This is a genomic window from Caballeronia sp. HLA56, assembly GCF_054655155.1.
Window position 1 is genome coordinate 152,475 of the sequence record NZ_BAAHOB010000005.1, and the last position, 25,476, is coordinate 177,950.

The following is a 25,476-nucleotide window of genomic DNA, read 5'->3' on the forward strand; positions in this document are numbered from 1 at the left end:
AATAAGCCGGAGGAATGTGTGTGCCCCCGGCAGCTAGCTCGACTACTCTGCTTTCTTGCGCGGCGCGGCTTTCCTTGCGGGCGCTTTCTTCGCGGCGGTATCGGACGCCTTGTCGCCGTTATCGGAGTCGGATGTCGAGGACGCTGCGGCGTCACCGGATTCCGGCTGTACACCCGGCGCGCCCGTCATGCCGGGCTGCATCATGGCGAGATGCGCCAGTTGGTTGAACTGCGATTGCAGCACGTTCCACCAGCCGCTCGGATCGAACCCGGGCGGCAGCGCGGCATCCGCATTGGGTTCTTCCGACTCCTCGCTCGACGCCGCCGGTTGCGCCGCCGCTTGTGGCGGAGGCGTTTCCTTCGCCGCGCCGGTCATCGGCCAGCCGGCTGCAGATTTCGGCTTCTCGGCAGGCGTTTGCTTGCCTTCCATCGACGTCTGCGCGTACGCGCCGAACGCACGCAACGTGGCGAGTGTCGCCCGCTGCACTTCTAGCGCCTGAATCGCCGATTGCAGCATGCTGAGGTTGAGCTTCAGCCACTGCTCGACCGCGCGCATGTCGGTCACGCGCTTGTCGAGTTCCTCGATGTTGGTGAGCGGCGCCATCATGTCGGACATCGCCGAGAGCGACGGACCCATGCCCTGACCGCCGCCCTGCATCGCGGCGGCGAACGGATTCAGGCGCATCAGCTCCCACATCTTGCCCATCATGTCGGCCTGGCCGAATCCGGGAAAACCGGGCATCGTGAATGGCGAGTTGCCGCCGGCGTTGTCGGTCATTGTTCTCTCCTCAGCAAGGTGTTCGGGTGCCCCAATTCAGAACGGCGCGCCGCCGGGGAAGTCCGGCGCGCGACGCTCTCGCAACGAGCGCATGCCTTCGTGCACGTCTGGTCCTGCAAAACCCATAAATTCGAGCGCGAGGGACGTATCGAATGTGGGTCCCGCCGAGCGCAGCCAGTTGTTCAGCGCGTACTTGGTCCAGCGGATCGCGGTCTGCGAGCCATGCGCGAGACGGTTCGCGACTTCGAGCGCCTTCGGCATCAAGTCGCTTTCCTCGACCGCGAGCGACACGAGCCCGATGCGTTCCGCTTCCTCGCCGCTCACCGGCTCGCATAGCAACAGATAGTACTTGGCCTTGGCCATGCCGCACAGCAGCGGCCAGACGATGGCCGCGTGATCGCCCGCTGCAACGCCCAGGCGCGTATGGCCGTCGATGATGCGCGCCGTCTTCGATGCGATCGAGATATCCGCGAGCAAACCCGCGACGAGTCCCGCGCCGACGGCCGGACCATGCATGGCGGAAACGATAGGCTTGCTGCAGTTGATCACGTTGTACACGAGATCGCGCGCCTCGCGCCACACGCGGGCGCGCACGTCGAAGTCGTTGGCCATTTCCTCGACGAGCCCGAGATCGCCGCCCGCCGAAAAGCCCTTGCCTTCGCCGCGAATCAGCGCGACGCGCGTGTCGGGATCGCGGTCGATATCGCGCCAAATTTCCGCGAGTTCGCGATGCATGTTGGCATTGGCGGTAGAGAGGCCGCTTTTGTTCGCGCCCGCGCCGGGCATCACGACTTCGAGCACGCCATCCGCATGGCGGCGCAGTTCGAGCGAGCGGTAATTCGAGTACAGGGCAAGGTCGGTCATGTCGATGTCAGGTTGCGTTCAGCGCGGCTGATAGATCCATTTGCCGTCGCGAATCTCGACCATTACGCGCGCGCGTTGATCGAGACCGATGTGATCGTTGGGCGTCATGTTGACCTGCCCGTTGGTATCGGCGAACTGCTTCGTGCTTTCGAGCGCGTCGCGCAGCGCGGCGCGAAACGCGGGCGTGCCGGGCGCGCCCGCTTTCAACGCGATGGGCACGGCGCGATCGAGCAGCATGCCCGCATCCCACGCATACGAGCCGAACGCGGAGACCGAGCCCGCGCCCTGCTTCGTTTCATACAGTTTGATGTAGTCGAGCGCGAGGCGCTTCGCCGGATGATCGTCAGGCAACTGGGCGGCGACGAGCACCGGGCTCGCAGGCAGAAAGGTGCCGTTGCAGTCCGTGGCGCACACGCGCAGGAAATCGCGATTACCCACGCCGTGGTTGTGATAGACCTTGCCCTTGAAGCCGCGCTGCGCGAGCGTCTTGGGTGGCAAGGCGGCAGGCGTGCCCGCCGCGCCGACGACCACGGCATCAGGCTTCGCCGCAAGAATCTTGAGAATCTGGCCGGTCACGCTCGGGTCGGTGCGATTGAACCGCTCGTTGGCCACGACTTCGATCTTGTGAATCTGCGCGAACTTCGCGACTTCCGCGTAGAAGGTTTCGCCGAGCGCGTCTGCCTGGCCGATGAACGCAATCGTCTTCACGCCGTGATTGCTCGCGTGTTCCGCAATGGCCGATGCCATCATCGCGTCGGTCTGCGGCGTCTTGAAGACCCAGCGCCGCTTGTCGTCCACGGGCTCGATGATCTTCGCCGATGAAGCGAGCGAGATCATCGGCGTCTGACCTTGCGACACGACATCTACCATGGCGAGCGAGTTCGGCGTGATCGACGAACCGATGATCGCGTCGACCTGATCTTCGCTGATCAGCTTCTTCGTGGTCTGCACCGCTTGCGTGGTGTCGGATGCGTCGTCGAGCACGATGTAGTCGACCGCTCGGCCGCCCATTTCCTTGGGCAGAAGCGCGACGGTTTCCCGAGCCGGAATGCCGAGCGATGCAGCCGGCCCCGTCAGCGAGAGCACGAGACCGATCTTCACGTGCGGCGTCTGCGCGATGGCCCCGGTCGTCATGAACACCGAGGCGAATGCCAGCGCCGCCACCGCCATCCTCCACTTGCCTTTGCGCATGGAACGTCTCCTTGTTGTTTTATTCGCGCTTTAGTTCGAACTTCATTCACGCCGCAGCGCCCGGCAAGTGTAAGACGGCAAAGGCTCGCGACGCATCGGGCTAAACCCCGCCGCGCGCTCGGTGCCTTAGTGCTCCAGTTGCGTCACGGCCTGATCGATCGCGCCGAAAATGGACTTGCCGCGCTCGTCGAACATCTCGATCTTCACGCTGTCGCCGAACTTCATGAACTCCGTCTCTGCCGCGCCGTGCTCGATGACTTCGAGGCAGCGCTTCTCCGCGATACAGCAGTAGCCGCGCCGCGCGTCCTTGTTGGAGATGGTGCCCGAGCCGACGATGGACCCCGCGCGCAGGTTGCGCGTCTTTGCCGCGTGCGCGATCAACTGGCCGAAGTGAAAGACCATATCGACGCCGCATTCCGGCTGACCGACTTTCTTGCCGTTCCAGTGCACGATCATCGGGCGATGCACGCGGCCTTCGCTCCAGGCGTCGCCGAGTTCGTCGGGCGTGACGGCCACGGGCGCGAACGCGCTCGCGGGCTTGCTCTGAAAGAAGCCGAAGCCTTTCGCCAGTTCGGGCGGAATCAGATTGCGCAGCGACACATCGTTGACGAGCATCAGCAAGCGCACGCTCTTCAACGCTTCATCGGGCGTGGGCGCCATCGGGACATCCGACGTGATGACCGCCACTTCCGCTTCGAAGTCGATGCCGAACGATTCGGACGCGCACACGATATCGTCCGTCGGCCCGATGAAATCGTCGCTACCGCCCTGATACATCAACGGATCGGTCCAGAACTCGGGCGGCATGTCCGCGCCGCGCGCGCGCCGCACGAGTTCGACGTGATTCACGTAGGCCGAGCCGTCCGCCCACTGGAAGGCGCGCGGCAGCGGCGCCATGCAGGCTTTGGGTTCGAACGTGAAGCTATTGCGTGCGCGCGATTGATTCAGCGCTTCGTAGACGTCCATGAGTTGCGGCGCATAGAAGGCCCAGTCGTCAAGCGCGCGTTGCAGCGTCGAGACGATTCCATCGGCGATGGCCGCGGTGCGCAAGTCGCGCGAGACGACGACGAGTTGGCCGTCGCGCGTGCCGTCTTTCAGCGTGGCGAGTTTCATAGAGCGAAGGGTAAGCCGTGATGACGTTAAGGAAAATCTATTTTACGATGGTGAATCGCCGGTCGATGAGTCGGCCATTCGGCATAAGCCCTTTTACGCGCTCCAGATGGATGAAACCCAGGACGACGACCTCGTCGACACCGCTTCAGAAAAAACCCGCTCGGGCATCCAATCGATCGAAGTCGGCTTTCGTCTGCTCGACGTGCTCACCAACGAACCGCGTGCCATGATGTTGCGCGATCTTGCGCAGCGGGCCGGCATGAGCCCGGCGAAGGCCCATCGCTATCTGGTGAGCTTCGTGCGGCTTGGGCTGGCATCGCAAGATCCTTTGTCGGGGCGCTACGAGCTCGGCGGCTTCGCCTTGCAGATGGGACTGGCACGCCTTGCACGCGTCGATGGCGTGAAGCTCGCGCGCCTGGCGCTTGCGCAATTGCGCGACAGGCTGGATCAGACGGTCGGCATCGCCGTGTGGGGCAATCAGGGGCCGACCGTCGTGCACTGGATGGAATCGAGCTATCCGGCGAAGGCATCGCTCAAGCTCGGCGATGTCATGCCGCTGCTTTCGTCGGCAACTGGTCTGCTGTTCGCGGCTTACCTGCCGCGCAGCAAGACGCAGGCGATGCTCGCGCGTGAACTCGCCACCACGAAGAAAACGCTCGCGGATGTCGAGCCGCTTCTTGCCGATGTGCGCGAACAGGGCGCGGCGCGCGTGGAAGGCATGCTGTTGCCATCGATTCATGCATTCTGCACGCCGGTTTTCGATTCAACGGGCGAACTCGCACTGGGTTTGATCGCACTGGGTCACGAAGGCGCGTTCGACACGCGCTGGGGCGGTGAAATCGATTCCGCGCTGCGTGAATGCGCGCGCGGTTTGTCGTATGAGCTGGGTTATGCGGTAGCCGAGCGCTCGCTTTGACGCGTTTTGTAAAAGCTTCGCGTGCGAGGCGCATTCAAGGAACATCGTTTCGTTCAAATGTGTCGAAAACGTTCCTCGTGTTCCGTAACACGCGCCTTTCCGTCGCTTCGTTCAATGCCACTTTTCCCGTTTCGCCGTCGAAGTACCGCTTTTGCATCCGGCGAGCCATCCGATGCCGAAAACCCTCCGCGCCGCTGGGGCCGCTGGGCGCTGGTCATTCTGATCGTCGTGTGTCTGCACCTGGGCGCGATGCGCTGGGTTGGCCGTGCGCAACGGCCGGTTAATCCGCCGCCGGAAAACCCACCCGTGCAGGTCGAACTGTTGACACAGAAACCGGTTGCGCCGCCTGCGCCACAGCCTCCCACGCCTGCACAGACGCCCGTCAAACCTGCACCGACGAAGGCTGTCGAACCACCGAAGCCCACACCCCAGCCGAAACCAGCCGCACCGGCGCCAACGCTTACACCTTCAACAACACCCGCGCCGCCTGTCACCCCAGTCGTTGCCGATGACGACACCGCCCAAGCACAAGCCGCCGCGATTGCAGCCGCTTCTGCCGCTTCTGCCGCTTCTGCATCCGCGCAAGCTGCCGTGCCTGCATCGCAGCCAGCCGTCGCATCCGGCGACAAATTCAGCGTGCCGCCATCCGGCGAGCTTCGTTACGACACGCTCGTGAACGGCGTTATGAATCAGACCGGCACCATTCACTGGACGAACGATGGACAGCATTACGAGATGGTCGTTTCCATTCCGCTGCCCTTCGTCGGTCCATACGTCTACTCGAGCAAAGGTCACATCGATACCTTCGGCATCGCGCCGGACCAGTATTCCGAACAACGCGGCCGCCGCGCCGCCGATATCGCCGTGTTCAATCGCGAGACCAGACAGATCGTCTATACGCGTACGCCCAATAGCCAGCCGCTCGCCGATGGCGCGCAGGACCGCTTCAGCGTGGTCATGCAATTGTCCAGTTTGGTGCGTGGATCGCCCGATCAATACAAGCCGGGCGTGACGCGCCAGTTCAGCGTCGCCGATAACGACAGCAACGAAGTCTGGGCACTCGAAACCGTCGGCGACGAAAACGTGCAGTCGCGCGGCGGATTCACCACGGCGCGCCACTTCACGCGCCTGCCGCGCCGCGAAGGGGACAAACGCAAGCTCGACATCTGGCTCGCGCCCGCGCTCGGCTGGCTGCCTGTGCGTATCCTGCAAACCGAACCGAATGGCATGCAGATCGAAATGCTGTGGGCGGACAAGTTGGGGATAGCTCCCGATGCGCGCTAAGACGACGATTCAGGCACGCCGGATGCGTATGAAGAATCCGCGTCACGGCAATGCAGTTGCCCGGACCTCGAACTGACACCGCCGCGCGCACGAAAAACGGAGACAGCAGCGCAAACCGCATTCTCCACGGAGCCGATATGCAGTTGACGATCAATGGCATCGACACACGGTATGTTCTCGACAATGAAGGAGGCGGCCCGACGCTCACCTTCATCCACCAACTTGGAGGCGATCTCTCGGTGTGGGACCAGATGGCGGGATACTTCCGTCATGGCTACAACGTGTTGCGTTATGACCTGCGCGGACATGGAAGGACTGCGGTATCGCAGGACGCGTTCAGTATCAGGGACCTCGCCGATGACCTGGCCGAATTGCTCGACAAGCTTGGCGCAAAGACCACGCACCTTGTGGGCTTATCCATTGGCGGCATGGTCGCGCAGACGTTTGCGATCAACCATGCGGATAAAGTGGATTCGCTGACGGTCGTCGGTGCGCCGGCGTTTATTCCAGAAGAAGCGCAGCCTACCTTTCGTCAACGGGCAGCTTCCGTGCGCGAAAACGGCGTAGCGAGTATGGTGGATGCAACGCTCGAACGCTGGCTGACGCCGCAATTTCGCAAGGCGCATCCGGAAGTGGTCGAGCAAATTGGCGAAACGATTGCGCAAACGCCCGTCGAAGGTTTCGCCCGCGCGGCTGAAGCAATCAGCCGTTTCAACGTCCGGGACAAGCTCGCAGCCATCGACAAACCCACGCTGGTAATTGCCGGCGAGCACGACAGTGGCACGCCACATGCTGCATCTCAGGTGATTGCCGATACCGTACCAGGCGCGCGATTCGAACTACTCAACGCAGCGCATCTGAGCCCGGTCGAGGAGTCGCAACGGTTTTGCGCATTGTTGAATGACTTCTTGCGCACGTCCGCGTCATAAGCTTTCCGCGTCAAAAGCTTCACAAGAAAGCCTCGATAAACCGGCATCACGTCGAGGCCACCCCTTGAATTCCCACCCGAGCGCTCCAATTACGGTGCAGGATTGCCAGGAGCAACAGGAATAAGGAGTGTCGCCATGCAAATGATCTACAACAGCCCTAACTATTGCGTCGTCGAGTTCCCGCCGCAGGACAATCATCTTGCGATGATGTCGGGCGGCTATGAGATCGTCGACAAAAATACGCAGCGGGAAATCTTCATCGACGGTGCGCTTGCCGCCAAGTTTCGCGAGCACGTGCAGAAACTGATCGAAGAAGAACCGTCGCTCGAAGACGTCGATGAATTCCTCGGTCAGTTCGATATCTTGATGAATCAGCCGGTGGTGCTCCACTGAAACTCGACTGCGCGCGCGGTTGAGTGCCGCGTCGCGCCCGCTCCAGCAGCGGTGATCATGGCAGCATGCGACACGAAAGACCCCGTCCGGGCAACCAGGCGGGGTTCTTTTTTTGCATCGGCGCCATGTCCGCGAGCGCTCCCGCACACGGCGATCGAGCCGCGCTGCGGCTACAATGCAGACTATTTCACATTGGTGCAGGGCCCGTCCGTCATGAACCAGAACGCCACATCCAAAGCTCCTTCGCGCGTCTACACGCGCGGCGCCGCGCTCCCCGCGCTCTTGCAGAAACGCATCCTCATCCTGGATGGCGCGATGGGCACGATGATCCAGCGCTACAAGCTCGACGAAGCCGCGTACCGTGGCGAGCGCTTCAAGGACTACGCACGCGACATCAAGGGCAACAACGAACTGCTTTCGATCACGCAGCCGCAGATCATCCGCGAGATTCACGACAAGTATCTGGCGGCGGGCGCGGACATCATCGAGACGAATACGTTTGGCGCGACACGCGTGGCGCAGGCCGACTACGGCATGGAAGACCTGGCTATCGAGATGAACGTCGAGTCGGCGAAGCTCGCGCGTGCCGCCTGCGATGCCTTCTCCACGCCCGACAAGCCGCGCTTCGTGGCGGGCGCGATCGGACCGACGCCCAAGACCGCAAGCATCTCGCCCGACGTGAACGATCCCGGCGCGCGCAACGTGACCTTCGACGAATTGCGCGAGGCTTATTACGATCAGGCGAAGGCGTTGCTCGACGCGGGCTGCGATCTGTTCCTCGTCGAGACCATCTTCGACACCTTGAACGCGAAAGCCGCGCTCTTCGCGCTCGACGAGCTGTTCGAGGACACGAACGAACTCCTGCCGATCATGATCTCGGGCACGGTAACGGATGCGTCGGGCCGCATCTTGTCGGGACAGACGGTCGAAGCGTTCTGGAACTCGCTGCGTCATGCGAAGCCGCTGACTTTCGGCCTCAACTGCGCACTGGGCGCGGCGCTGATGCGTCCGTATATCGCCGAATTGGCGAAGCTCTGCGATACCTACGTTTCGTGCTATCCGAACGCGGGCCTGCCGAATCCGATGAGCGATACGGGCTTCGACGAGACACCGGATGTGACCTCGGGCTTGCTGAAGGAGTTTGCGCAGGCGGGGCTCGTGAACCTTGCGGGCGGTTGCTGCGGGACGACGCCGGAGCATATTGCGGAGATCGCGAAGGCGCTTGCCGAGGTGAAGCCGCGCGCGTTTCCCTCGCAGTATCGCGACGCTGCTTGACGACGATACCGACATCGACCGACGACAAGATAAAAGACACCATGACCGACCACACCATGCGCCTCTCCGGCCTCGAGCCATTCAACGTCACCGACAGCTCGCTCTTCATCAACGTCGGCGAGCGCACGAACGTGACCGGCTCGAAGGCGTTCGCGCGCATGATCCTGAACGGCCAGTTCGATGAAGCGCTCGCCGTTGCGCGTCAGCAGGTCGAGAACGGCGCGCAGGTCATCGACATCAACATGGACGAGGCCATGCTCGATTCGAAAGCCGCCATGGTGCGCTTTCTGAATCTGATCGCCTCTGAGCCGGATATCGCGCGTGTGCCGATCATGATCGACTCGTCGAAGTTCGAGGTGATCGAAGCCGGTCTCAAATGCGTGCAAGGCAAGGCTATCGTCAACTCGATCTCGCTCAAGGAAGGCGAGGACGCGTTCCGTCATCACGCGAACCTGATCCGTCGCTACGGCGCGGCATCCGTGGTCATGGCCTTCGACGAGCAAGGGCAAGCCGATACCTTCGAGCGCAAGACGCAAATCTGCAAGCGCTCCTACGACATCCTTGTGAACGAAGTGGGCTTCGAGCCCGAGGACATCATCTTCGATCCGAACATCTTCGCTATCGCGACGGGCATCGAAGAGCACAACAACTACGCGGTCGATTTCATCAACGCCACGCGCTGGATCAAACAAAATCTGCCGCACGCCAAGGTGAGCGGCGGCGTGTCGAACGTGTCGTTCTCGTTTCGCGGCAACGACCCCGTGCGCGAAGCCATCCATACCGTGTTCCTCTACCACGCCATTCAGGCGGGCATGGACATGGGCATCGTCAACGCGGGCCAGCTCGGCGTTTATGCCGATCTCGACGCCGAGTTGCGCGAACGCGTGGAAGACGTCGTGCTCAATCGTCGCGACGACGGCACCGACCGTCTGCTCGAAGTCGCCGACAAGTTCAAGACCGGCGCGGCAAAAAAGGAGGAGAACCTCGAATGGCGTAATCAGCCGGTCGAAGCGCGTCTGTCGCATGCGCTCGTGCACGGCATCACGAACTTCATCGTCGAAGATACGGAAGAAGTGCGCGCGAAGATCGAGAAGGCAGGCGGCCGGCCGATCAACGTGATCGAAGGGCCGCTCATGGACGGCATGAATGTCGTCGGCGACCTGTTCGGCGCGGGCAAGATGTTCCTGCCGCAAGTGGTCAAGTCCGCACGCGTGATGAAGCAGGCGGTTGCGCATCTCATTCCGTTCATCGAAGAAGAAAAGAAGCGTCTCGCCGATGCAGGCGCCGACGTGCGGCCGAAGGGCAAGATCGTCATCGCGACCGTGAAGGGCGACGTGCACGACATCGGCAAGAACATCGTCTCGGTCGTGCTCCAGTGCAACAACTTCGAAGTGGTCAACATGGGCGTGATGGTGCCCTGCGCGACCATCCTGCAAAAGGCGAAGGAAGAAGGCGCGGATATCATCGGGCTCTCGGGACTCATTACGCCGAGTCTCGAGGAGATGGCGTACGTCGCGTCCGAAATGCAGCGCGACGACTACTTCCGTGGCAAGCAGACGCCGCTTCTGATCGGCGGCGCGACGACTTCGCGCGTGCACACCGCCGTGAAGATCGCGCCGCATTACGAAGGGCCGGTGGTGTATGTGCCGGATGCGTCGCGTTCGGTCTCGGTGGCGTCGAGCCTGCTGTCGGACGAGGGTGCGGCGAAATATCTCGACGACCTGAAGACCGACTACGACCGCATCCGCACGCAACACGCGAACAAGAAGGCGCTGCCCATGGTCACTTACGACCAGGCGCGGGCCAACAAGACGAAGATCGACTGGAGCGCGTATCGGCCGAAGAAGCCGGGCTTCATCGGGCGGCGCGTGTTCAAGAATTACGATCTAGCCGAGTTGGCGACTTATATCGACTGGGCGCCGTTCTTCCAGACATGGGATCTCGCGGGCCCCTACCCCGCGATTCTCAACGATGAAATCGTCGGCGAATCGGCGCGGCGCGTGTTCTCGGACGGCAAGTCCATGCTCTCGCGCATCATCCAGGGCCGCTGGCTTCAGGCGAACGGCGTGGTCATGCTGCTGCCCGCGAACACCGTGAACGACGACGACATCGAAATCTACACGGACGACTCACGCTCGCAAGTCGCAATGACATGGCGCAATCTGCGTCAACAAAGCGTGCGTCCGATTGTCGATGGCGTGCAAAGGCCGAACCGCTCGCTTGCCGACTTCATCGCGCCGAAAGATTCCGGCGTGGCCGACTACATCGGCGTGTTCGCGGTGACGGCGGGCCTTGGCGTCGACAAGAAGGAAAAGCAGTTCGAAGCCGATCACGACGACTACAGCGCAATCATGCTGAAGGCGCTGGCCGACCGTTTCGCCGAAGCATTCGCCGAAGCACTGCACGCGCGCGTGCGTCGCGATCTGTGGGGCTATGCGGCGAACGAAACGCTGGACAACGAATCGCTCATCGCGGAAAAGTACGCCGGCATTCGCCCGGCGCCGGGTTATCCGGCGTGCCCGGATCACCTCGTCAAGCGCGATATGTTCGAAGTACTTCAGGCAGGCGAAATCGGCATGAGCGTGACGGAGTCGCTTGCCATGTTGCCGGCCGCGAGCGTGTCGGGTTTCTATCTCGCGCACCCGGAGAGCACGTATTTTTCGGTGGGCAAGATCGGCGACGACCAACTTGCGAGCTTCGCCGAACGCATGGCGATCTCGAACGCGGATGCGGAACGCGCCCTCGCGCCGCAGCGCTAATGCTGCAAAACAACATATGCAATCTGTGATAACGAAAAAAATGCACGCTATCGGCGGGAAAATTTTGATTTCCGTAGACTTGTAGCCGCGATAGGTCGTCACCACGACGGCCACGCATTTCTTTTCGTCACGGAGAAAGTCGCATGAAGAAGATGACGTCCGCCGTAACCGTAGCGCTTGCGGCAGCCGTACTTGCAGCATCGAGTTCGGCTGCGTTCGCGCAGGCCAGCACCACCACGGCGTCTTCGTACTCGCCGCCCGTTACCGAGCACAAGAAGAAGCCGAAGAAGCCCAAGAAGCCGAGAGCGTCCGCCAAACCTGCTCCGGCGGAAGGCGGTCAGTCGCAGTAAGCGGCAGCATCGCGACTCAGCCGTCTGACGTTATGTCCGCTGCAAAGTAAAAACCCGCATCGTCGCCGATGCGGGTTTTTTTATTCGCCGATGCAACGAACGTTCAGACGCCCCAGAGAATGTCCGTATGCTCTTTCTGCGCAAGACGCAGCATGTCGAGAAACGGATAAGCGCGTTGCGCCAGCCCGATAGGAATCTCGTGCGGTTCGTGACCGTCCTCGCCTTCGTGGAAGTGGCCGTCGTGCTCGGCGCGCTCTTTCTTGTCCGTCGACACGGCGGCTTCGAGTTTTTCGATAGCCGCGGGCAGTTCGTCGTGAGTGATGACGCCCCGTTCGTTCAGCTGTTTACCAATGATGCCAAGCAGATACTCGGCGAGGTTTTGCAGCATCATGACGTCCGGAGCCGCGCTGGTTTTGAAAGTGATCAGCATGGTTAGGTCCTTTTCTTTATGTTGATATGCAGCTTTGAAAGCTGCACGATGTTGCCGCGAGTCGCGCCGACTGCCCGGTATGCACCCTGATTCGACATATTAGCACCTGCTAAAATCCCGCTTTACGCGTAGTTTGATTCCCGCGGCCTGTCGAGGCCTCTTACGGCCGGACCAGCATCGCGTCGCGCATCCGAGCGCACCGCCCTCGCCTACGCCACACCACATCGGACTCGCTCCACTGGATCATTTTCAGCATGCTGCCCGCACACAAAGAAACCCTAGAAACGCTCCTCACCGACGCGGTCAAGCAGGTCGCGCAAGCCACGCAGGGCGCGACTGAAGCGGCCTTCGTCGCGCCGACCATCGTGCTCGAACGACCGAAGGTCGCGGCGCATGGCGATGTCGCCTCGAACGTGGCGATGCAACTCGCCAAGCCGCTGCGCGCCAATCCGCGTCAGCTTGCGCAACAAATCGTCGATGCGCTACTCGGCAACGCAGCAGCCAAGGGGCTCGTCGAGGGCGCGGAAGTCGCGGGCCCGGGCTTCATCAATCTGCGACTCGCGGCAACGTCGAAGCAAGCCGTGATCCCGGCAGTGTTGTCCGAAGGCGCCGCATACGGCGACTCGCAGCGCGATGCAGGCAAGCAAGTGTTGATCGAATTCGTCTCCGCGAATCCGACCGGACCGCTGCACGTCGGTCATGGCCGTCAGGCCGCGCTCGGCGACGCGCTCTCGAACCTGCTCGGCACGCAAGGTTACGCGGTGCATCGCGAGTTCTATTACAACGACGCGGGCGTGCAGATCGGCAACCTCGCCATCTCGACGCAAGCGCGTGCGCGCGGCTTCAAGCCAGGCGACGCCGAGTGGCCGGAAGCGGCGTACAACGGCGAATACATTGCCGATATCGCGCGTGATTACCTGGCGGGCGCAACCGTCGCGGCGAAAGATGGCGAGCCGGTCAAGGGCGTGGGCGATGTCGAGAATCTCGAAGCCATCCGCAGCTTCGCGGTCGCTTATCTGCGTCACGAGCAGGACATGGATCTGACCGCGTTCGGCGTGAAGTTCGATCAGTTCTATCTGGAGTCTTCGCTGTACAAGGAAGGACGCGTCGAGCAGACCGTCGAGGCGCTCGTGGCTGCCGGCAAGACCTATGAGCAAGAGGGCGCATTGTGGCTGCGCACCACCGACGACGGCGACGACAAAGACCGCGTCATGCGCAAGACCGACGGCACCTACACCTACTTCGTGCCGGACGTGGCGTATCACGTCGCCAAGTGGCAGCGCGGCTTCACCAAGGTCATCAACGTGCAGGGCTCGGACCACCACGGCACCATCGCGCGGGTTCGCGCTGGGCTGCAAGGGCTCGGCATCGGTATTCCGAAAGGCTACCCCGACTACGTGCTGCACAAGATGGTCACCGTCATGCGCGACGGCCAGGAAGTCAAGATCAGCAAGCGCGCCGGAAGCTACGTGACCGTGCGCGATCTGATCGAATGGTCGGGCGGCATGACGCCCGGCAACGAAGCCGCGCCCGATCAACTGGACGAAGACACCATCCGCCGCGGCCGCGACGCCGTGCGCTTCTTCCTCATTTCGCGCAAGGCAGATACCGAATTCGTCTTCGATATCGACCTCGCGCTCAAGCAGAACGACGAAAATCCGGTCTATTACGTGCAGTATGCCCACGCGCGCATCAGCACGATTCTCAACGACTGGAAGGAGCGCTACGGCGGCGCTCTGGCCCAAGCCGCGCACGCCGATCTCGAGCCGCTGTCGAGCCCGCGCGCCATGGCGTTGCTCAACAAGCTCGCCGAGTATCCGGAAATGCTCGCGCACGCCGCCGAAGAACTGGCGCCGCATGCCGTCGCTTTCTATTTGCGCGACCTCGCTGGCGAATTTCACTCGTTCTACAATGCGGAGCGCGTGCTCGTGGACGAACAAAAGGAACGCGACGCGCGCATCGCGCTGCTTGCCGCGACGCGTCAGGTGCTCGCCAACGGTCTCGCGACCATCGGCGTGTCGGCTCCCGAAAAGATGTAATGGTCAGAAGACGTCCGTCGCGCCGAAAACACGACTTTCGACGCGCGCGGACGGCTGCCTGGCGCGGACTTGGCTTTAAGCCACCGTTATAATCGTCGGCCAACTCGAAGACTTTTTGCAGGTGATTCATACGATGGCAAAACCACGTCGCACGTCGAAGCAGTCGCAGTCGAAGCAAACCGGGGGTACTTTTCTCGGCATCGTGCTGGGCCTGATCGTCGGGCTCGCGATCGCCGTGATCGTCGCGCTATATATCACCCGCGCGCCCACGCCGTTCGTGGCGAAGGTTGCGCCGCCGCCCTCCGACACCAGTTCCGCGCCCGCCGCGCAGCCTTACGATCCGAACCGTCCGCTGCAAGGCAAGACGCCTGGGCAGGCCGTGCCGCAAGCCGCGCAACCCACGCCGCCCAATACCGCGCCGGGCCAGAGCACCAATCAAACGCAATCGTCGGGCATGCTGGACGAACCGCAGATCGTCGAAGTGCCGCCTTCCGGTTCGGCCGCGTCCACGCCGAGGAACGGCAACGCCGCGAATCCGAAGCCGCCCGACAACGCGACGAGTTCCGCCGCCGCCACGCCCAAGCCGAGCTCGACGACGGGCACGGCCAAGACCACGCCGCCCGCTCCTGGCGACGTCAACACGGGTTACTTCCTGCAGGTCGGCGCGTACAAGACTCAGGCCGACGCGGAACAGCAGCGCGCGCGGCTCGGCTTCCAGGGTTTCGAATCGAAGGTGACGCAGCGCGACGCGGGCGGCGTGACGTACTATCGCGTGCGCGTCGGCCCGTTCGCGAAGTTCGAGGACATGAACACGGCACGCCAGCGTCTGTCCGATGCAGGCGTCGATACCGCCGTCATCCGATTCTCGAAGCAATGACGGGCGTGGCCCGCGTCGTAATCAACGCGATGCGGGCCGACTTTAAGCTCGGCTTAAGCGTCGTATGTCCCACTTATGGACCTTCTGTGCTTCCTCTCAAATCATGAAAAAACTGCTTAGCGCCCTCGCTCTTTCTTTCGGCATCGCGGCTCTTTCGCTGAGTGCGGCCAATGTCGCATCGGCGGCGCCCGTTTCGGGCAAGGACTATACGGTGCTTTCGGCGCCTCAACCGGTCGGCGCGCCCGCGGGCAAGGTCGAAGTCATCGAATTCTTCTGGTACGGCTGCCCGCATTGCAACGAATTCGAGCCGTACATCGAGACGTGGGAAAAGAAGCAAGGACCGGACGTCGTGTTCAAGCGCGTGCCGGTTGCCTTCCGCGACGACTTCATCCCGCACTCGAAGATGTATCACGCGCTCGTCGCGCTGGGCGTCGCGGAGAAGGTCACGCCGGCCGTGTTCAACGAGATCCACGTGAAGAAGAACTATCTGCTGACGCCCGAGGCGCAGGCGACCTTCCTTGCGACGCAGGGCATCGACAAGAAGAAGTACATGGACGCGTATAACTCGTTCTCGACGCAGAGCGACATCAAGCGCGACGCCAAGTTGCTGCAGGACTACAAGATCGACGGCGTGCCTACCGTCATCGTGCAGGGCAAGTACGTCACGGGTCCGGCCGCGACCAACAGTCTGCAAGGCACGACCGACGTGATGGACTTTCTCGTTCAGCAAGTTCGCGACAAGAAGATGTAATCGACACGGGCCGGCATGAACGCAGTTCGTCTCAAGGTTTTCCTGACCGGCGCGTCGAGTGGCATCGGCCTCGCTTTAGCCGAAGAGTATGTCAAGCGCGGGGCCGAACTCGGCCTCGTCGCCCGTCGCGTCGATTCCCTCGCGGCATTCGCCGCCCGCCATCCGCAAGCCTCCATCTCGATCTACCCCGCCGACGTGCGCAACGCGAACGCGCTTGCCGATGCCGCGCGCCTTTTCATCGAAGAACACGGTCCCGCCGATATCGTGATCGCCAATGCAGGCGTAAGCCGTGGCGTCCTCACCGGCCACGGCGATCTCGAAGCCTTCCGCGCCGTCATGGACACCAACTACTTCGGCATGGTGGCCACGTTCGAGCCGTTCATCGCGTCGATGACGGCGGCGCGAAGCGGCACGCTCGTCGGTATCGCGAGCGTCGCAGGCGTGCGCGGGCTGCCGGGATCGGGCGCCTACAGTGCGTCGAAATCGGCGGCGGCGAAGTATTTGGAAGCGTTGCGTGTGGAAATGCGGCCACAAGGCGTCGCGGTCGTGACCATCGCGCCGGGCTACGTGCGCTCGGAAATGACGGCGCACAATCCCTATTCCATGCCCTTTCTCATGGACGCGGACCGCTTCGCCGCCAAGACCGCCGACGCCATCGCGCGCAAGGTGCGCTACGCGACCTTTCCATGGCAAATGCGCATTGCAGGCATGCTGCTGCATGTCATGCCGCGCTGGCTTTACGACTTCATCTTCGAACGCGCGCCACGCAAGCCGCGCGACGGCCAATAAAAAATCCGGCAACGCGCTCAACGCTGCCGGATTTTTTTGCTTCGAACTTACTGGCCGGTCAGAACGCCACGTAAGGCGAGCTTCCCTGCGGATCGTAGCCGACATACACGTGCCGTCCGTAGAAGAACGGCATGCCGAAGTCGAAGAAGCCCGTCATGCCCAACTGACCGCCGAGACTGTCGAATGCGTACTTCCCGCCGCCCGAGGTCAACGTGCGCGCGCTTACGAGACTGAACGGCACGGTGGCGGTATTGCCCTCGCTGCCGGTGATCGTGGCCGACAACTGTTGCTCGGAACTCGGGCAATAGAACGAACTCGTGCTCGAACAGAGCGTGAAGCTGTCCTGGAAGAAGTTGCCGTTCGAGCCGGTATCGAAGAAGGTCTGATACGTCGTGCCCTTGTAGGAGCCCGTCAGATCGCCGAATTGGTCCGTGCCGTACTTCGTGACGCCCGAAAGCGAGTTATTGCTCTGCGTGCCGATGCCGAACACCAACGTGCCGGCGGCACTCGCCGCGCCGTTGTCTGGAATGGGCGGCAACTGCACGATCACGCCGTTGTTGTCGGTCGGAAAGCGCATGACCGGGTTGACGACCTGCTGCGCGAGCGGCACTGCCGTGCCCGTGCAGTTCGTGCCGTTCTGGCAGGAGAAGTAAGTCGCGTTGAGCGCGGAACTCACGCAGGACGTGCCGCAGTCGTAGGTCGCGGGACCGACGCCGAGAATGCCGTTCGCGCCGATATCAGCGGTCGTCGCTTCGTCATTGCCGGACGGGCAGCCGTTCATGCCGGACGGCGCCGAGGTCGAAGCCAGATCGCCGATGATCTGCAACGGCACGTTGCTCGCGACTTCGGTACCGATACGCACATCCGCCTGACGCACCGTGCCCCACGTATAGCCATCCGCGAAACCGGCGCATTCGGCGAGCTGACCGCCGTTCCCCGCGCTCGTGACAGGCAGGCTGCCCAGCACCGACTGCGCCGCCGTGTTCAGGATACGCAGGCCGTAGGAAGCGGTATCGAGCTGAATGTTGTCGATGGTCTGACATACGTTCGTGCCCGGCGCGCATACCGTCACCGACACGTTCGGAATATTGACGAAGCCCGCCACACCCGCGTTGACGCTGATCGGCACGGCATTGGTGCCGTTGGCCGCAACGGGCTGCGCGTTCGCCGTGCTGGTGGAACCGCCGCCGCCAACCGAGCCGCCGGATGAGCCGCCGCTCGAACCGCCGTTCGAGCTGGATTTGTTGTCGTCGCCGCCACCGCCGCATGCGGCGAGCGCGAACGCGAGGAACAGCGCGCCGAGCCAGCGCACGCAGTTGCGTGCGCTCGAAGAAGAGGAAGCGCCGAGGCCGAGTGTAGTTCTACGCATACTGGGTTCTCCCGTCGCTTACTGAATGTCGCTGGCGGATACGCCGGCGGGCAAGGATTGCGGCAGATAGGCGCTGCCGGCAAATGCACCCATGTGTCCGCCCGAGCGCACGACGAGACCCGAATCCTGCACGCTCACCTGACCGCGTGCGCCGCGCTCGGCGCGTTGCGCAAGCAGGCCTTGCTGATACTGCGGGAAATAGCTGCCGAGCAGCGTGGCCAGGTCGGGCACACGCGGTCCGCGCCAGGCGATGCCGAACACCGTGCCTTCCGTGGACAAATACTCGTTGACGATGGTGCCGCTCGCAAGCGTGGTCGACCGGACCGTATAACTCGAAGCGCTGGCAGACGACGCGCCCGAGGCGCCCACGGCTGCGCGCACGACCGCATTCGTCGCCGTGGCGCCCGGTGGCGCGGTGAGCGGATCGCCGCCAAGCGCGGCCAATGCCGGTGCCGCGGCGCAGATGCCGAACGCTCCCGCTAGCAGAACGAAGTGTCTTTGCAGATGCCCAAGACGGGGTTGCTTCAGTGCCTTCACTGGGCCTCCTGATATTCGCTGTCCATGATATTTGACGCCGCCGGCGCACTCGCAAGCGGCCGGCTCATGACGTTCCGGTGACGCAAGAACCGCCGATTTGCGCACCGCCAGGGTGCCGCACAACCGTCAGTATGCCAAAGTCCTCGGAATTGTCCGAACGTTCGCCAGCACGCGCCGTTTGCGTTTTGGCGAATTGGACCGGAAACAGTGCGATTCATTCACACGAATTCACGACGCGCGCGAAAAAACGCGACGCGCACTCTTCGTGCGCGCCGCGTCATTCGCGGGCGAGAAAGCCGCCGATGCAGGAGCTTAAAAACCCAGGCTCGCCAGCAGGTCGTCCACTTGCGACTGATCCTGCACGACATCGCTGCGGCCTTGCGGATTGATCTGCGGACCGTTGAGCAAGGCTTCCGGGCTGCCGCTCGAAGAGACGAGCGCCGCCGCCGATGCCGCGAACTGCTCGCGCCGCTCCGGTGCGATGTTTTCGAGCAGCACGCCAAGCAATTGCTGTTCGATGAGATACACGACATCCGTGATCTTGTTGATGACCTGTCCGGTCAAATCCTGGAAATCCTGCGCGAGCATGATTTCGAGCAGTTGCGCATTGGTCGCCTGCGTCTTCGCCGGAACGCTTTGCAGAAACGTGCGCGTATCCGCGAGCAATTCGCCCGCTTCGCCCTGTCCGAGCGGCGCGCCGTACCATTGCTCCCAGCGTGCATCGAGCGCCTGCGCTTCGTGCTGCATCGCTTCTTGCATCGGCTTCGCGAGTTCGATCGCGTTGAGCGCGCGCTCGGCAGCCTGCTCGGTCATCGTGGCGACGTACTTCAGGCGATCGCGTGCGTCCGGAACGGCAACGGCTGCCGCTTCCACCTGCTTGTCGAGGCCGAGTTCGCGCATCGAGTCGCGCAGCGTGCGCGTCAGTTGCCCGATGCGGGCGAGAATCCGGTCAGTGGACTGATCGTTCTCGATCTCCGCCTGCATGAGCGGGGCGGCAAAATCAGTAGTCAGATCGTTCACGATCAGCTCCCCGCTTTGGCCATCTTCTCGAGAATCTTGCTGAGCTTCTCGTCGAGCGTGGCGGCCGTGAACGGCTTAACGACGTAACCATTCGCACCGGCTTGCGCCGCCGCGATGATGTTTTCCTTCTTCGATTCCGCCGTCACCATGAGTACCGGCAAATGCGAGAGGTTGGCGTCCGCGCGAATCTGCTGCAGCATGGCGAGGCCGTCGAGGTTCGGCATGTTCCAGTCGGAGATGACGAAGTCGAAGCCGCCGCCGCGCAGTCGCGCGAGACCGGCGGCGCCATCTTCGGCTTCATCGACGTTCGAATAGCCGAGTTCTTTCAGCAGATTGCGCACGATACGGCGCATCGTCGGAAAATCGTCGACGACGAGGATCTTCATGTTCTTGTCCATCACTACTCCCGGTTGTTTCAATGCGGCGCGACGCCGCGAATCCAAAGTGAAAAATCAGACGCGCTGCACGCGTTCGCCCATCGAGGCAAGCCGCGCCATGACGCGCCGGCTCATTTCGTTGAGCGGCGCGATTTCGCTCGCACCGCCCATTGCAATTGCTTCGCGCGGCATGCCGAACACCACGCAACTCGCTTCATCCTGCGCAAGCGTGTAAGCGCCCGCCTGCTGCATGTCGAGCAGGCCGGCCGCGCCGTCGCGGCCCATGCCGGTCAGGATCACGCCGATCGCGTTCTTGCCCGCGTGCTGCGCGGCCGAGCGGAACAGCACATCCACCGAGGGACGATGCCGGTTGACCGGCGGCGCGTCCGACAGATGCGCCACGTAGTTCGCTCCGCTGCGCGCGAGCACCAGATGCGCGTGGCCCGGCGCGATATACGCGTGGCCCGGCAAGACACGCTCGCCGTGTTCGGCTTCCTTCACCGTGATACGGCACAGTCCGTTCAGACGCTGCGCGAACGACTTCGTGAAGCCGGGCGGCATGTGTTGCGCGATCAGCACGGCGGGCGCATCGGGCGGCAGCGGCACGAGCACTTCGCGGATCGCTTCCGTTCCGCCCGTCGATGCCCCGACGATCACCAGCTTTTCCGTCGATACCAACGGGTTGTTCAAATGCGGCGCGGGCCGCACGGCCGCAGCCGACCCCGCGCTGGCGGGCGCGCTCGCCGCATGCGTGGTCTGCCGCACGCGAGCGCGCGACGCCGCGCGAATCTTGTCGGCGAGCTTCTCCGCGTAATCGAGCATGCCGTCGCGGATGCCGACTTTCGGCTTCGTCACGAAATCCACCGCGCCGAGTTCCAGCGCGCGCAACGTGATTTCGTTGCCGCGCTCGGTCAGCGACGACACCATCACGACCGGCATCGGCCGCAGGCGCATCAACTTTTCCAGGAAGTCGAGGCCGTCCATGCGCGGCATTTCGACATCCAGCGTCAGTACGTCCGGGTTATGCAGCTTGATGAGCTCACGTGCGACGAGCGGATCGGGCGCGGTCGCGCACACGTGCATGTCGGGCTGCGAGTTGATGATCTCGGTCATCAGGCTGCGCACCAGCGCCGAATCGTCGACGCACAGTACGTTGATCTTCGGCGTCGCCGGCTTGTTGTTCGCGTTGACGATACTCATGCTTCCTCCGCCGCTCTGGTGCTGCGCGGCGCACGCGCCAGGCCGCTGCTGAAAAGCTCGGCCCGGGGCTTTGCGCCCGCCGCACTCGATGCGCCGAACAGTTCCACGCGCGGCTTGCCCGTGGCGCCCGCCGCACCCGGCTTCGTGTTGAATAACTCGACCCGCGAGCGTGCCTTTGCGAGCCGCTCCGCGCGTTCTTCCGGCGTGCGTTGCACGAGCGCCTGCTCGCGTTCCACCACCACCGGCTCGTGCGCGGCCTTCAGTTTCTTGACCATCACTTGTCCCGAGCGCGGCATGAACGCCACCTTGCGCGGATGCATGCCCTGCAAATCCTCGGCGACGATACGAATCTTTTCCAGCGCGAGATAACGCCGCACGAACTCCGAATTACGATCGCCGATATTGATGGTCGTCATGCCCGCGAGCACCGCGCCGCCGCCGAACACCTTCGCTTCGAAACGCTCACGCCGTCCGCCGCGCTTGATGAGTTCGTTGATCAGCACTTCCATTGCATAGGCGCCGTAGCGCATCGAATCGGACGCCGCCGCCGACGCATCCGAACCGTCGTCGGGCAACATGAAATGATTCATCCCGCCAATGCCCGCCGTGCGATCGTTGATGCACGCCGCCACGCACGAGCCGAGCACGGTCACGAGCACCATGTCTTCGCTCGTCATGTAAAACTCGTTCGGCAGGAGCTTCACGCCCGGCTTCTGAAAGTGATTGTCGAAATACAGATTCGACGCGATCGGCAGGCCGCTCATGCCACTTCTCCCGCCAGCGCCTTCGTCTGTTTCGCCGCGCCCGCGTTCTTCATGTCGCGCGTCAGTTCATACACGGTCTGGCCGCGCAGACGGAACGCCTGCGACACGTACGTGAAGTTTTCCGAGTGTCCCGCGAACAGCAGGCCGCCCGGCTTCATCAGCGGATCGAAGCGCGACAGCACGTGCGATTGCGTCGGCTTGTCGAAGTAGATCATCACGTTGCGGCAGAAGATCGCGTCGAACGGACCCTTGATGTCGTAGCGCGCATCCGTCAGATTCACGCGGCCGAAGTTCACCATCGCGCGCAGCTCGGGACGAACCTTCACGAGGCCCGCATGCGCGCCCGTGCCCTTCAGGAAGAAACGCTTGAGGCGGTCCGCCGGCAGCGTCTTCACCTGATCGAGCGAATACACGCCGGCGTCGGCCTTGGCGAGCACCTGGCTGTCGATATCGCTTGCGAACACCGTGCACTGGCGCGCGGCGTGATCGCCGAGCGCTTCGACGAGCGTCATCGCGATCGAGTAAGGCTCTTCACCCGTCGATGCCGCCGAGCACCACACCGACACCGGTTGCTGCCGGCGCTTGGCGAAGTCCGCGAGAATCGGAAAGTGATGCGATTCCCGGAAAAACGCGGTGAGGTTCGTGGTCAGCGCATTGACGAAGGCTTCCCATTCGTTGCTGTCTTCGTTGGCTTCCAGCCGGTCCAAATACAGCTTGAACGTGTCGATGCCGCATGCGCGCAGACGGCGGGCGAGACGGCTGTACGCCATGTCGCGCTTGTGGTCGGAGAGCGAAATGCCCGCGCGGCGATGGATCAGTCCGCGAATGCGAGCGAAGTCCGCTGCCGTGAATTCGAAGTCGCGTTCGACTTCGGAGCCGCGCGTGCCGGCGGCCGGGTCGATGCGTGCGTTGCGCGTTGCCGTCATGATGCTTCGTGCTTCCCTGGCGTCTTCTTCGGCGACGCGCGCCGTTGTGTCGTTGAATGCGACCTTGCGTGGCTTTGTCGTTGCTGTTCCCCGCGAACGGAGGTCATGTCGAAAGCCTGCATGGTCGCTGCTGTTTGCAAACCCGGCTTAGAAGGTTTCCCAGTCGCCGTCGTCCGCGGTCGTCGCCTTGGCGCGCGGTGCGCTCACGGCGGCTTTCGCTGCCATACGCGGCGCGGGCTTCTTCGCTGGCTGTTGCGCTTCGCTTGCCGTTACCTTGATAACGGCCGGTTCGCGCGCGACGTTAGCCTCGGGCGAAACTTTTGTGGGTTCGGCGCGCTTGAACGTCTTCGCCTTCGAGACGGCAGCCTTCGGCGCCACGCGTGCAGCGGGCGCGGCTACCGTCTTGGTGCCTGCTTCGATGCGCCATTGGCCGACCACGTCCTTCAGTTGCCGCGTCTGCTCTTCGAGCGATGCCGCGGCAGCCGCCGCTTCCTCGACGAGGGCCGCGTTCTGTTGCGTGACGCTGTCCATCTGAGTGACGGCGCGATTCACCTGCTCGATGCCATCGGACTGCTCTTCCGATGCCGCGCTGATCTCGCCCATGATGTCGGTCACGCGGCGCACCGCCTGCACGATCTCGCCCATGGTCTCACCGGCGCGCGTGACGAGTTCGGAGCCGCTTTGCACCTTGCCGGCCGAATCGCCGATCAGCGCCTTGATTTCCTTCGCCGCCGCCGCGCTGCGTTGTGCAAGCGAGCGCACTTCGCCCGCCACGACCGCGAAGCCGCGTCCTTCCTCGCCTGCACGCGCCGCTTCCACGGCCGCGTTCAACGCGAGAATGTTGGTCTGGAACGCGATGCCTTCGATCACGCCGATGATGTCCACGACCTTGCTCGAACTCGATGCAATCGCGTTCATCGTATCGACGACCTGCTCGACGACCTGGCCGCCGCGCGACGCGATATCCGACGCGTTCACCGCAAGCTGGCTCGCCTGACGCGCGTTGTCCGCGTTCTGCTTGACCGTGCTCGTCAGCTCTTCCATGCTCGACGCCGTTTCCTGCAGCGACGCCGCCTGTTCTTCCGTGCGTTGCGAGAGGTCCGTGTTGCCGCTCGAAATTTCATGCGCGCCGACATCGATCGATTCCGCGCCGCGATGCACCGCACCGACCATATGCGTCAGGTCCGTTCGCATGCGTTCGATGCCCGCGAACAGACGCCCGATTTCGTTCGTGCTGTCGGTATGCGCCGACTTCGTGAGATCGCCGCGCGAGATGCGGTCGAAGTGATCGACGGCGTCGTTGATCGGCTGCACGATAAGGCCGCGCAACGCGATGCGCGTCCCGATGAGAATGAGCACCGACAACGCGAGCAGCGCGCCGATGGTCAGGCTAAGCGTCGAGATGTGCGACGCCGTGTTCGAGCGCGATTCTTCCGCGTGCTTCTGCTGGAACGCCACCGCCGCGACTACCGCCTGATCGAAGGACACGAACATCGGGCTGATCTTCGTATCCGCGATGGCGTGATACGCGGCCATGTCGTTCGCGCGGATCGCGGTGAATTCCGGCTCGACGCCCGTCTTCACGAGCGTGTCGTGCTGCGCCACGAGCTCATCGAGCGTGGTCTTCGGCAGCATCGGCTTATGGGTGTCGAGATAGAGCTTCCAGTTCTCGTTGCTCTTGTCGAGCAGATACTGGCCGCGGTCCAGCGCTTTCTTCGCTTCCGCGTCGTTGCCCGCTTCGGCGAGCGAACGCACGCGGTCGAGCGTGATGCGCGAGCGCAGCAGATACGACGAGGTCTCCGCGAGCGCGCGCATCGCGACCATGTCTTCCTGCGCGAGCGACGTGAGCGAATGGCTCGCCGAGTTCAGGCCGACGAGCGACAGCGCGCCGATCACGGCCGCGCAACTGACGAATAGCAGTCCGACGAGCGTGAGCATCGTGCGGATCGACAACTTCTTGAACATGTCTTTCTTCCCTGAGCCCGCGCTTCGGTACACGAACGCGGTTGTTTTAAGCGGCAACCGAGTCGATCAATTCCATCTCGCGGCTCGTCATGAGCTTCTCGATGTCCATCAGAATCAGCATGCGGCCATCCACGGTGCCTAAGCCCGTCAGATATTCGGAGGTCAGCGTCGCGCCGAATTCGGGCGCGGGCATCACTTGCTCTTGGGTGAGCGTGAGGACGTCCGAGACGCCGTCGACCACCATGCCGACCACGCGATGCGCGACGTTCAGAATGATCACGACCGTCTGGTTGTCGTACTCGACGCGACCCAGATTGAACTTGATGCGCATGTCCACGATCGGCACGATGATGCCGCGCAGATTGATCACGCCCTTGATGAACGAAGGCGCATTGGCAATGCGCGTCACGTTGTCGTAACCGCGAATCTCCTGCACCTTCAGGATGTCGATGCCGTACTCTTCGGCGCCGAGCGTGAACACCAGAAACTCTTGTCCGGCGGCTTCCGCGTGTTGCGCGTCGCGACGCGAAGACGTCGCTGAATGGATGTTTTGAATGTCTGCCACGGTAACTCCTTCGATG

Annotated in this window: 25 protein-coding genes; 11 read left to right on the forward strand and 14 right to left on the reverse strand. The window is 62.8% G+C overall.

The window, feature by feature from the left end; all coding sequences use genetic code 11:
• Positions 1-42: 42 nt before the first annotated feature.
• The 4 genes from ACYQ47_RS20170 to ACYQ47_RS20185 form a co-directional block, all read right to left on the reverse strand.
• The gene (locus ACYQ47_RS20170) at positions 43-777 is read right to left on the reverse strand and encodes a PhaM family polyhydroxyalkanoate granule multifunctional regulatory protein (RefSeq protein WP_250508496.1); all 735 of its coding nucleotides are present in this window, start codon (positions 775-777) and stop codon (positions 43-45) included.
• 36 nt (positions 778-813) lie between these two features.
• Entirely contained in the window at positions 814-1,641 is an 828-nt protein-coding gene (locus ACYQ47_RS20175; protein WP_250525309.1) for an enoyl-CoA hydratase/isomerase family protein, read from the reverse strand.
• An 18-nt stretch (positions 1,642-1,659) separates the two neighbouring features.
• Positions 1,660-2,832 (reverse strand): ABC transporter substrate-binding protein, encoded by a 1,173-nt coding sequence (locus ACYQ47_RS20180; protein ID WP_459906575.1) that lies wholly within the window; start codon positions 2,830-2,832, stop codon positions 1,660-1,662.
• 126 nt (positions 2,833-2,958) lie between these two features.
• Positions 2,959-3,945 (reverse strand): fumarylacetoacetate hydrolase family protein, encoded by a 987-nt coding sequence (locus ACYQ47_RS20185; protein ID WP_459906576.1) that lies wholly within the window; start codon positions 3,943-3,945, stop codon positions 2,959-2,961.
• Between the two features lie 106 nt (positions 3,946-4,051).
• Between ACYQ47_RS20185 and ACYQ47_RS20190 the strand changes: the two genes are divergently transcribed.
• The 7 genes from ACYQ47_RS20190 (at position 4,052) to ACYQ47_RS20220 (ending at position 11,851) form a co-directional block, all read left to right on the forward strand.
• Complete coding sequence (locus ACYQ47_RS20190; protein ID WP_459906577.1) at positions 4,052-4,861, forward strand: IclR family transcriptional regulator; 810 nt, start codon at positions 4,052-4,054, stop codon at positions 4,859-4,861.
• A gap of 114 nt (positions 4,862-4,975) precedes the next feature.
• Entirely contained in the window at positions 4,976-6,145 is a 1,170-nt protein-coding gene (locus tag ACYQ47_RS20195) for a DUF3108 domain-containing protein (protein ID WP_459906578.1), read from the forward strand.
• Between the two features lie 137 nt (positions 6,146-6,282).
• Positions 6,283-7,074 carry an alpha/beta fold hydrolase gene (locus tag ACYQ47_RS20200; RefSeq protein WP_459906579.1) on the forward strand — a complete coding sequence of 264 codons (792 nt, stop codon included), beginning with the start codon at positions 6,283-6,285 and terminating at the stop codon, positions 7,072-7,074.
• 135 nt (positions 7,075-7,209) lie between these two features.
• Positions 7,210-7,467 carry a BTH_I0359 family protein gene (locus tag ACYQ47_RS20205; protein WP_244826831.1) on the forward strand — a complete coding sequence of 86 codons (258 nt, stop codon included), beginning with the start codon at positions 7,210-7,212 and terminating at the stop codon, positions 7,465-7,467.
• Between the two features lie 213 nt (positions 7,468-7,680).
• Entirely contained in the window at positions 7,681-8,742 is a 1,062-nt protein-coding gene (locus ACYQ47_RS20210) for a homocysteine S-methyltransferase family protein (RefSeq protein ID WP_459906580.1), read from the forward strand.
• Between the two features lie 41 nt (positions 8,743-8,783).
• Positions 8,784-11,501, forward strand: a complete 2,718-nt coding sequence (gene metH / locus ACYQ47_RS20215) for a methionine synthase (protein ID WP_459909244.1) — start codon at positions 8,784-8,786, stop codon at positions 11,499-11,501.
• A gap of 143 nt (positions 11,502-11,644) precedes the next feature.
• Entirely contained in the window at positions 11,645-11,851 is a 207-nt protein-coding gene (locus ACYQ47_RS20220; protein WP_250462726.1) for a hypothetical protein, read from the forward strand.
• Between the two features lie 103 nt (positions 11,852-11,954).
• Here ACYQ47_RS20220 and ACYQ47_RS20225 read toward each other — a convergent pair whose 3' ends face one another.
• Entirely contained in the window at positions 11,955-12,281 is a 327-nt protein-coding gene (locus tag ACYQ47_RS20225; protein ID WP_244826828.1) for a DUF1840 domain-containing protein, read from the reverse strand.
• 254 nt (positions 12,282-12,535) lie between these two features.
• Between ACYQ47_RS20225 and argS the strand changes: the two genes are divergently transcribed.
• The 4 genes from argS to ACYQ47_RS20245 all read left to right on the forward strand — a co-directional run bounded on the left by argS (position 12,536) and on the right by ACYQ47_RS20245 (position 16,737).
• Positions 12,536-14,320, forward strand: coding sequence for an arginine--tRNA ligase (gene argS, locus ACYQ47_RS20230; protein WP_459906581.1), 1,785 nt, complete (start codon positions 12,536-12,538; stop codon positions 14,318-14,320).
• Between the two features lie 133 nt (positions 14,321-14,453).
• On the forward strand, positions 14,454-15,197 hold the full coding sequence (locus tag ACYQ47_RS20235) for an SPOR domain-containing protein (protein ID WP_459906582.1): 744 nt from the start codon (positions 14,454-14,456) through the stop codon (positions 15,195-15,197).
• A 103-nt stretch (positions 15,198-15,300) separates the two neighbouring features.
• The gene (locus ACYQ47_RS20240; RefSeq protein ID WP_244826825.1) at positions 15,301-15,948 is read left to right on the forward strand and encodes a thiol:disulfide interchange protein DsbA/DsbL; all 648 of its coding nucleotides are present in this window, start codon (positions 15,301-15,303) and stop codon (positions 15,946-15,948) included.
• Positions 15,949-15,963: 15 nt separating this feature from the next.
• Positions 15,964-16,737, forward strand: a complete 774-nt coding sequence (locus tag ACYQ47_RS20245; protein WP_459906583.1) for an SDR family oxidoreductase — start codon at positions 15,964-15,966, stop codon at positions 16,735-16,737.
• Positions 16,738-16,795: 58 nt separating this feature from the next.
• Here the strand turns inward: ACYQ47_RS20245 and ACYQ47_RS20250 are convergent, their stop codons facing one another.
• The 9 genes from ACYQ47_RS20250 to cheW form a co-directional block, all read right to left on the reverse strand.
• Positions 16,796-18,106, reverse strand: coding sequence for a DUF3443 domain-containing protein (locus ACYQ47_RS20250; protein WP_250462714.1), 1,311 nt, complete (start codon positions 18,104-18,106; stop codon positions 16,796-16,798).
• 18 nt (positions 18,107-18,124) lie between these two features.
• Positions 18,125-18,634, reverse strand: a complete 510-nt coding sequence (locus ACYQ47_RS20255; RefSeq protein ID WP_404989354.1) for a DUF2844 domain-containing protein — start codon at positions 18,632-18,634, stop codon at positions 18,125-18,127.
• A gap of 321 nt (positions 18,635-18,955) precedes the next feature.
• On the reverse strand, positions 18,956-19,627 hold the full coding sequence (cheZ, locus tag ACYQ47_RS20260) for a protein phosphatase CheZ (RefSeq protein WP_244827944.1): 672 nt from the start codon (positions 19,625-19,627) through the stop codon (positions 18,956-18,958).
• Positions 19,628-19,665: 38 nt separating this feature from the next.
• Complete coding sequence (gene cheY / locus ACYQ47_RS20265) at positions 19,666-20,061, reverse strand: chemotaxis response regulator CheY (RefSeq protein WP_244826821.1); 396 nt, start codon at positions 20,059-20,061, stop codon at positions 19,666-19,668.
• Between the two features lie 54 nt (positions 20,062-20,115).
• Positions 20,116-21,240, reverse strand: a complete 1,125-nt coding sequence (locus ACYQ47_RS20270; protein WP_244826820.1) for a protein-glutamate methylesterase/protein-glutamine glutaminase — start codon at positions 21,238-21,240, stop codon at positions 20,116-20,118.
• Entirely contained in the window at positions 21,237-22,004 is a 768-nt protein-coding gene (gene cheD / locus ACYQ47_RS20275; protein ID WP_244826819.1) for a chemoreceptor glutamine deamidase CheD, read from the reverse strand. Before cheD ends, ACYQ47_RS20270 begins: the two co-directional genes overlap by 4 nt.
• Positions 22,001-22,930 carry a CheR family methyltransferase gene (locus tag ACYQ47_RS20280; protein WP_244826818.1) on the reverse strand — a complete coding sequence of 310 codons (930 nt, stop codon included), beginning with the start codon at positions 22,928-22,930 and terminating at the stop codon, positions 22,001-22,003. The genes cheD and ACYQ47_RS20280 overlap by 4 nt, the downstream gene beginning before the upstream one ends.
• A gap of 147 nt (positions 22,931-23,077) precedes the next feature.
• Positions 23,078-24,895: a methyl-accepting chemotaxis protein gene (locus tag ACYQ47_RS20285; RefSeq protein WP_459906584.1), complete on the reverse strand. Its 1,818-nt coding sequence runs from the start codon at positions 24,893-24,895 to the stop codon at positions 23,078-23,080.
• 46 nt (positions 24,896-24,941) lie between these two features.
• Positions 24,942-25,460, reverse strand: a complete 519-nt coding sequence (gene cheW, locus ACYQ47_RS20290) for a chemotaxis protein CheW (RefSeq protein ID WP_244826816.1) — start codon at positions 25,458-25,460, stop codon at positions 24,942-24,944.
• Positions 25,461-25,476 lie beyond the last annotated feature (16 nt).

Bases quoted from the DNA above. Each gene is read 5' to 3' on its own strand.
- ACYQ47_RS20180 (WP_459906575.1), bottom strand. From the start codon at position 2,832: ATGCGCAAAGGCAAGTGGAGGATGGCGGTGGCGGCGCTGGCATTCGCC.
- ACYQ47_RS20190 (WP_459906577.1), top strand. From the start codon at position 4,052: ATGGATGAAACCCAGGACGACGACCTCGTCGACACCGCTTCAGAAAAA.
- ACYQ47_RS20225 (WP_244826828.1), bottom strand. From the start codon at position 12,281: ATGCTGATCACTTTCAAAACCAGCGCGGCTCCGGACGTCATGATGCTG.
- ACYQ47_RS20175 (WP_250525309.1), bottom strand. From the start codon at position 1,641: ATGACCGACCTTGCCCTGTACTCGAATTACCGCTCGCTCGAACTGCGC.
- cheZ (WP_244827944.1), bottom strand. From the start codon at position 19,627: ATGCAGGCGGAGATCGAGAACGATCAGTCCACTGACCGGATTCTCGCC.
- ACYQ47_RS20235 (WP_459906582.1), top strand. From the start codon at position 14,454: ATGGCAAAACCACGTCGCACGTCGAAGCAGTCGCAGTCGAAGCAAACC.
- ACYQ47_RS20170 (WP_250508496.1), bottom strand. From the start codon at position 777: ATGACCGACAACGCCGGCGGCAACTCGCCATTCACGATGCCCGGTTTT.
- metH (WP_459909244.1), top strand. From the start codon at position 8,784: ATGACCGACCACACCATGCGCCTCTCCGGCCTCGAGCCATTCAACGTC.
- ACYQ47_RS20195 (WP_459906578.1), top strand. From the start codon at position 4,976: ATGCCACTTTTCCCGTTTCGCCGTCGAAGTACCGCTTTTGCATCCGGC.
- ACYQ47_RS20250 (WP_250462714.1), bottom strand. From the start codon at position 18,106: ATGCGTAGAACTACACTCGGCCTCGGCGCTTCCTCTTCTTCGAGCGCA.
- cheY (WP_244826821.1), bottom strand. From the start codon at position 20,061: ATGGACAAGAACATGAAGATCCTCGTCGTCGACGATTTTCCGACGATG.
- ACYQ47_RS20245 (WP_459906583.1), top strand. From the start codon at position 15,964: ATGAACGCAGTTCGTCTCAAGGTTTTCCTGACCGGCGCGTCGAGTGGC.
- ACYQ47_RS20285 (WP_459906584.1), bottom strand. From the start codon at position 24,895: ATGTTCAAGAAGTTGTCGATCCGCACGATGCTCACGCTCGTCGGACTG.
- ACYQ47_RS20220 (WP_250462726.1), top strand. From the start codon at position 11,645: ATGAAGAAGATGACGTCCGCCGTAACCGTAGCGCTTGCGGCAGCCGTA.
- ACYQ47_RS20270 (WP_244826820.1), bottom strand. From the start codon at position 21,240: ATGAGTATCGTCAACGCGAACAACAAGCCGGCGACGCCGAAGATCAAC.
- ACYQ47_RS20280 (WP_244826818.1), bottom strand. From the start codon at position 22,930: ATGACGGCAACGCGCAACGCACGCATCGACCCGGCCGCCGGCACGCGC.
- argS (WP_459906581.1), top strand. From the start codon at position 12,536: ATGCTGCCCGCACACAAAGAAACCCTAGAAACGCTCCTCACCGACGCG.
- ACYQ47_RS20205 (WP_244826831.1), top strand. From the start codon at position 7,210: ATGCAAATGATCTACAACAGCCCTAACTATTGCGTCGTCGAGTTCCCG.
- ACYQ47_RS20210 (WP_459906580.1), top strand. From the start codon at position 7,681: ATGAACCAGAACGCCACATCCAAAGCTCCTTCGCGCGTCTACACGCGC.
- ACYQ47_RS20200 (WP_459906579.1), top strand. From the start codon at position 6,283: ATGCAGTTGACGATCAATGGCATCGACACACGGTATGTTCTCGACAAT.
- ACYQ47_RS20185 (WP_459906576.1), bottom strand. From the start codon at position 3,945: ATGAAACTCGCCACGCTGAAAGACGGCACGCGCGACGGCCAACTCGTC.
- ACYQ47_RS20240 (WP_244826825.1), top strand. From the start codon at position 15,301: ATGAAAAAACTGCTTAGCGCCCTCGCTCTTTCTTTCGGCATCGCGGCT.
- cheD (WP_244826819.1), bottom strand. From the start codon at position 22,004: ATGAGCGGCCTGCCGATCGCGTCGAATCTGTATTTCGACAATCACTTT.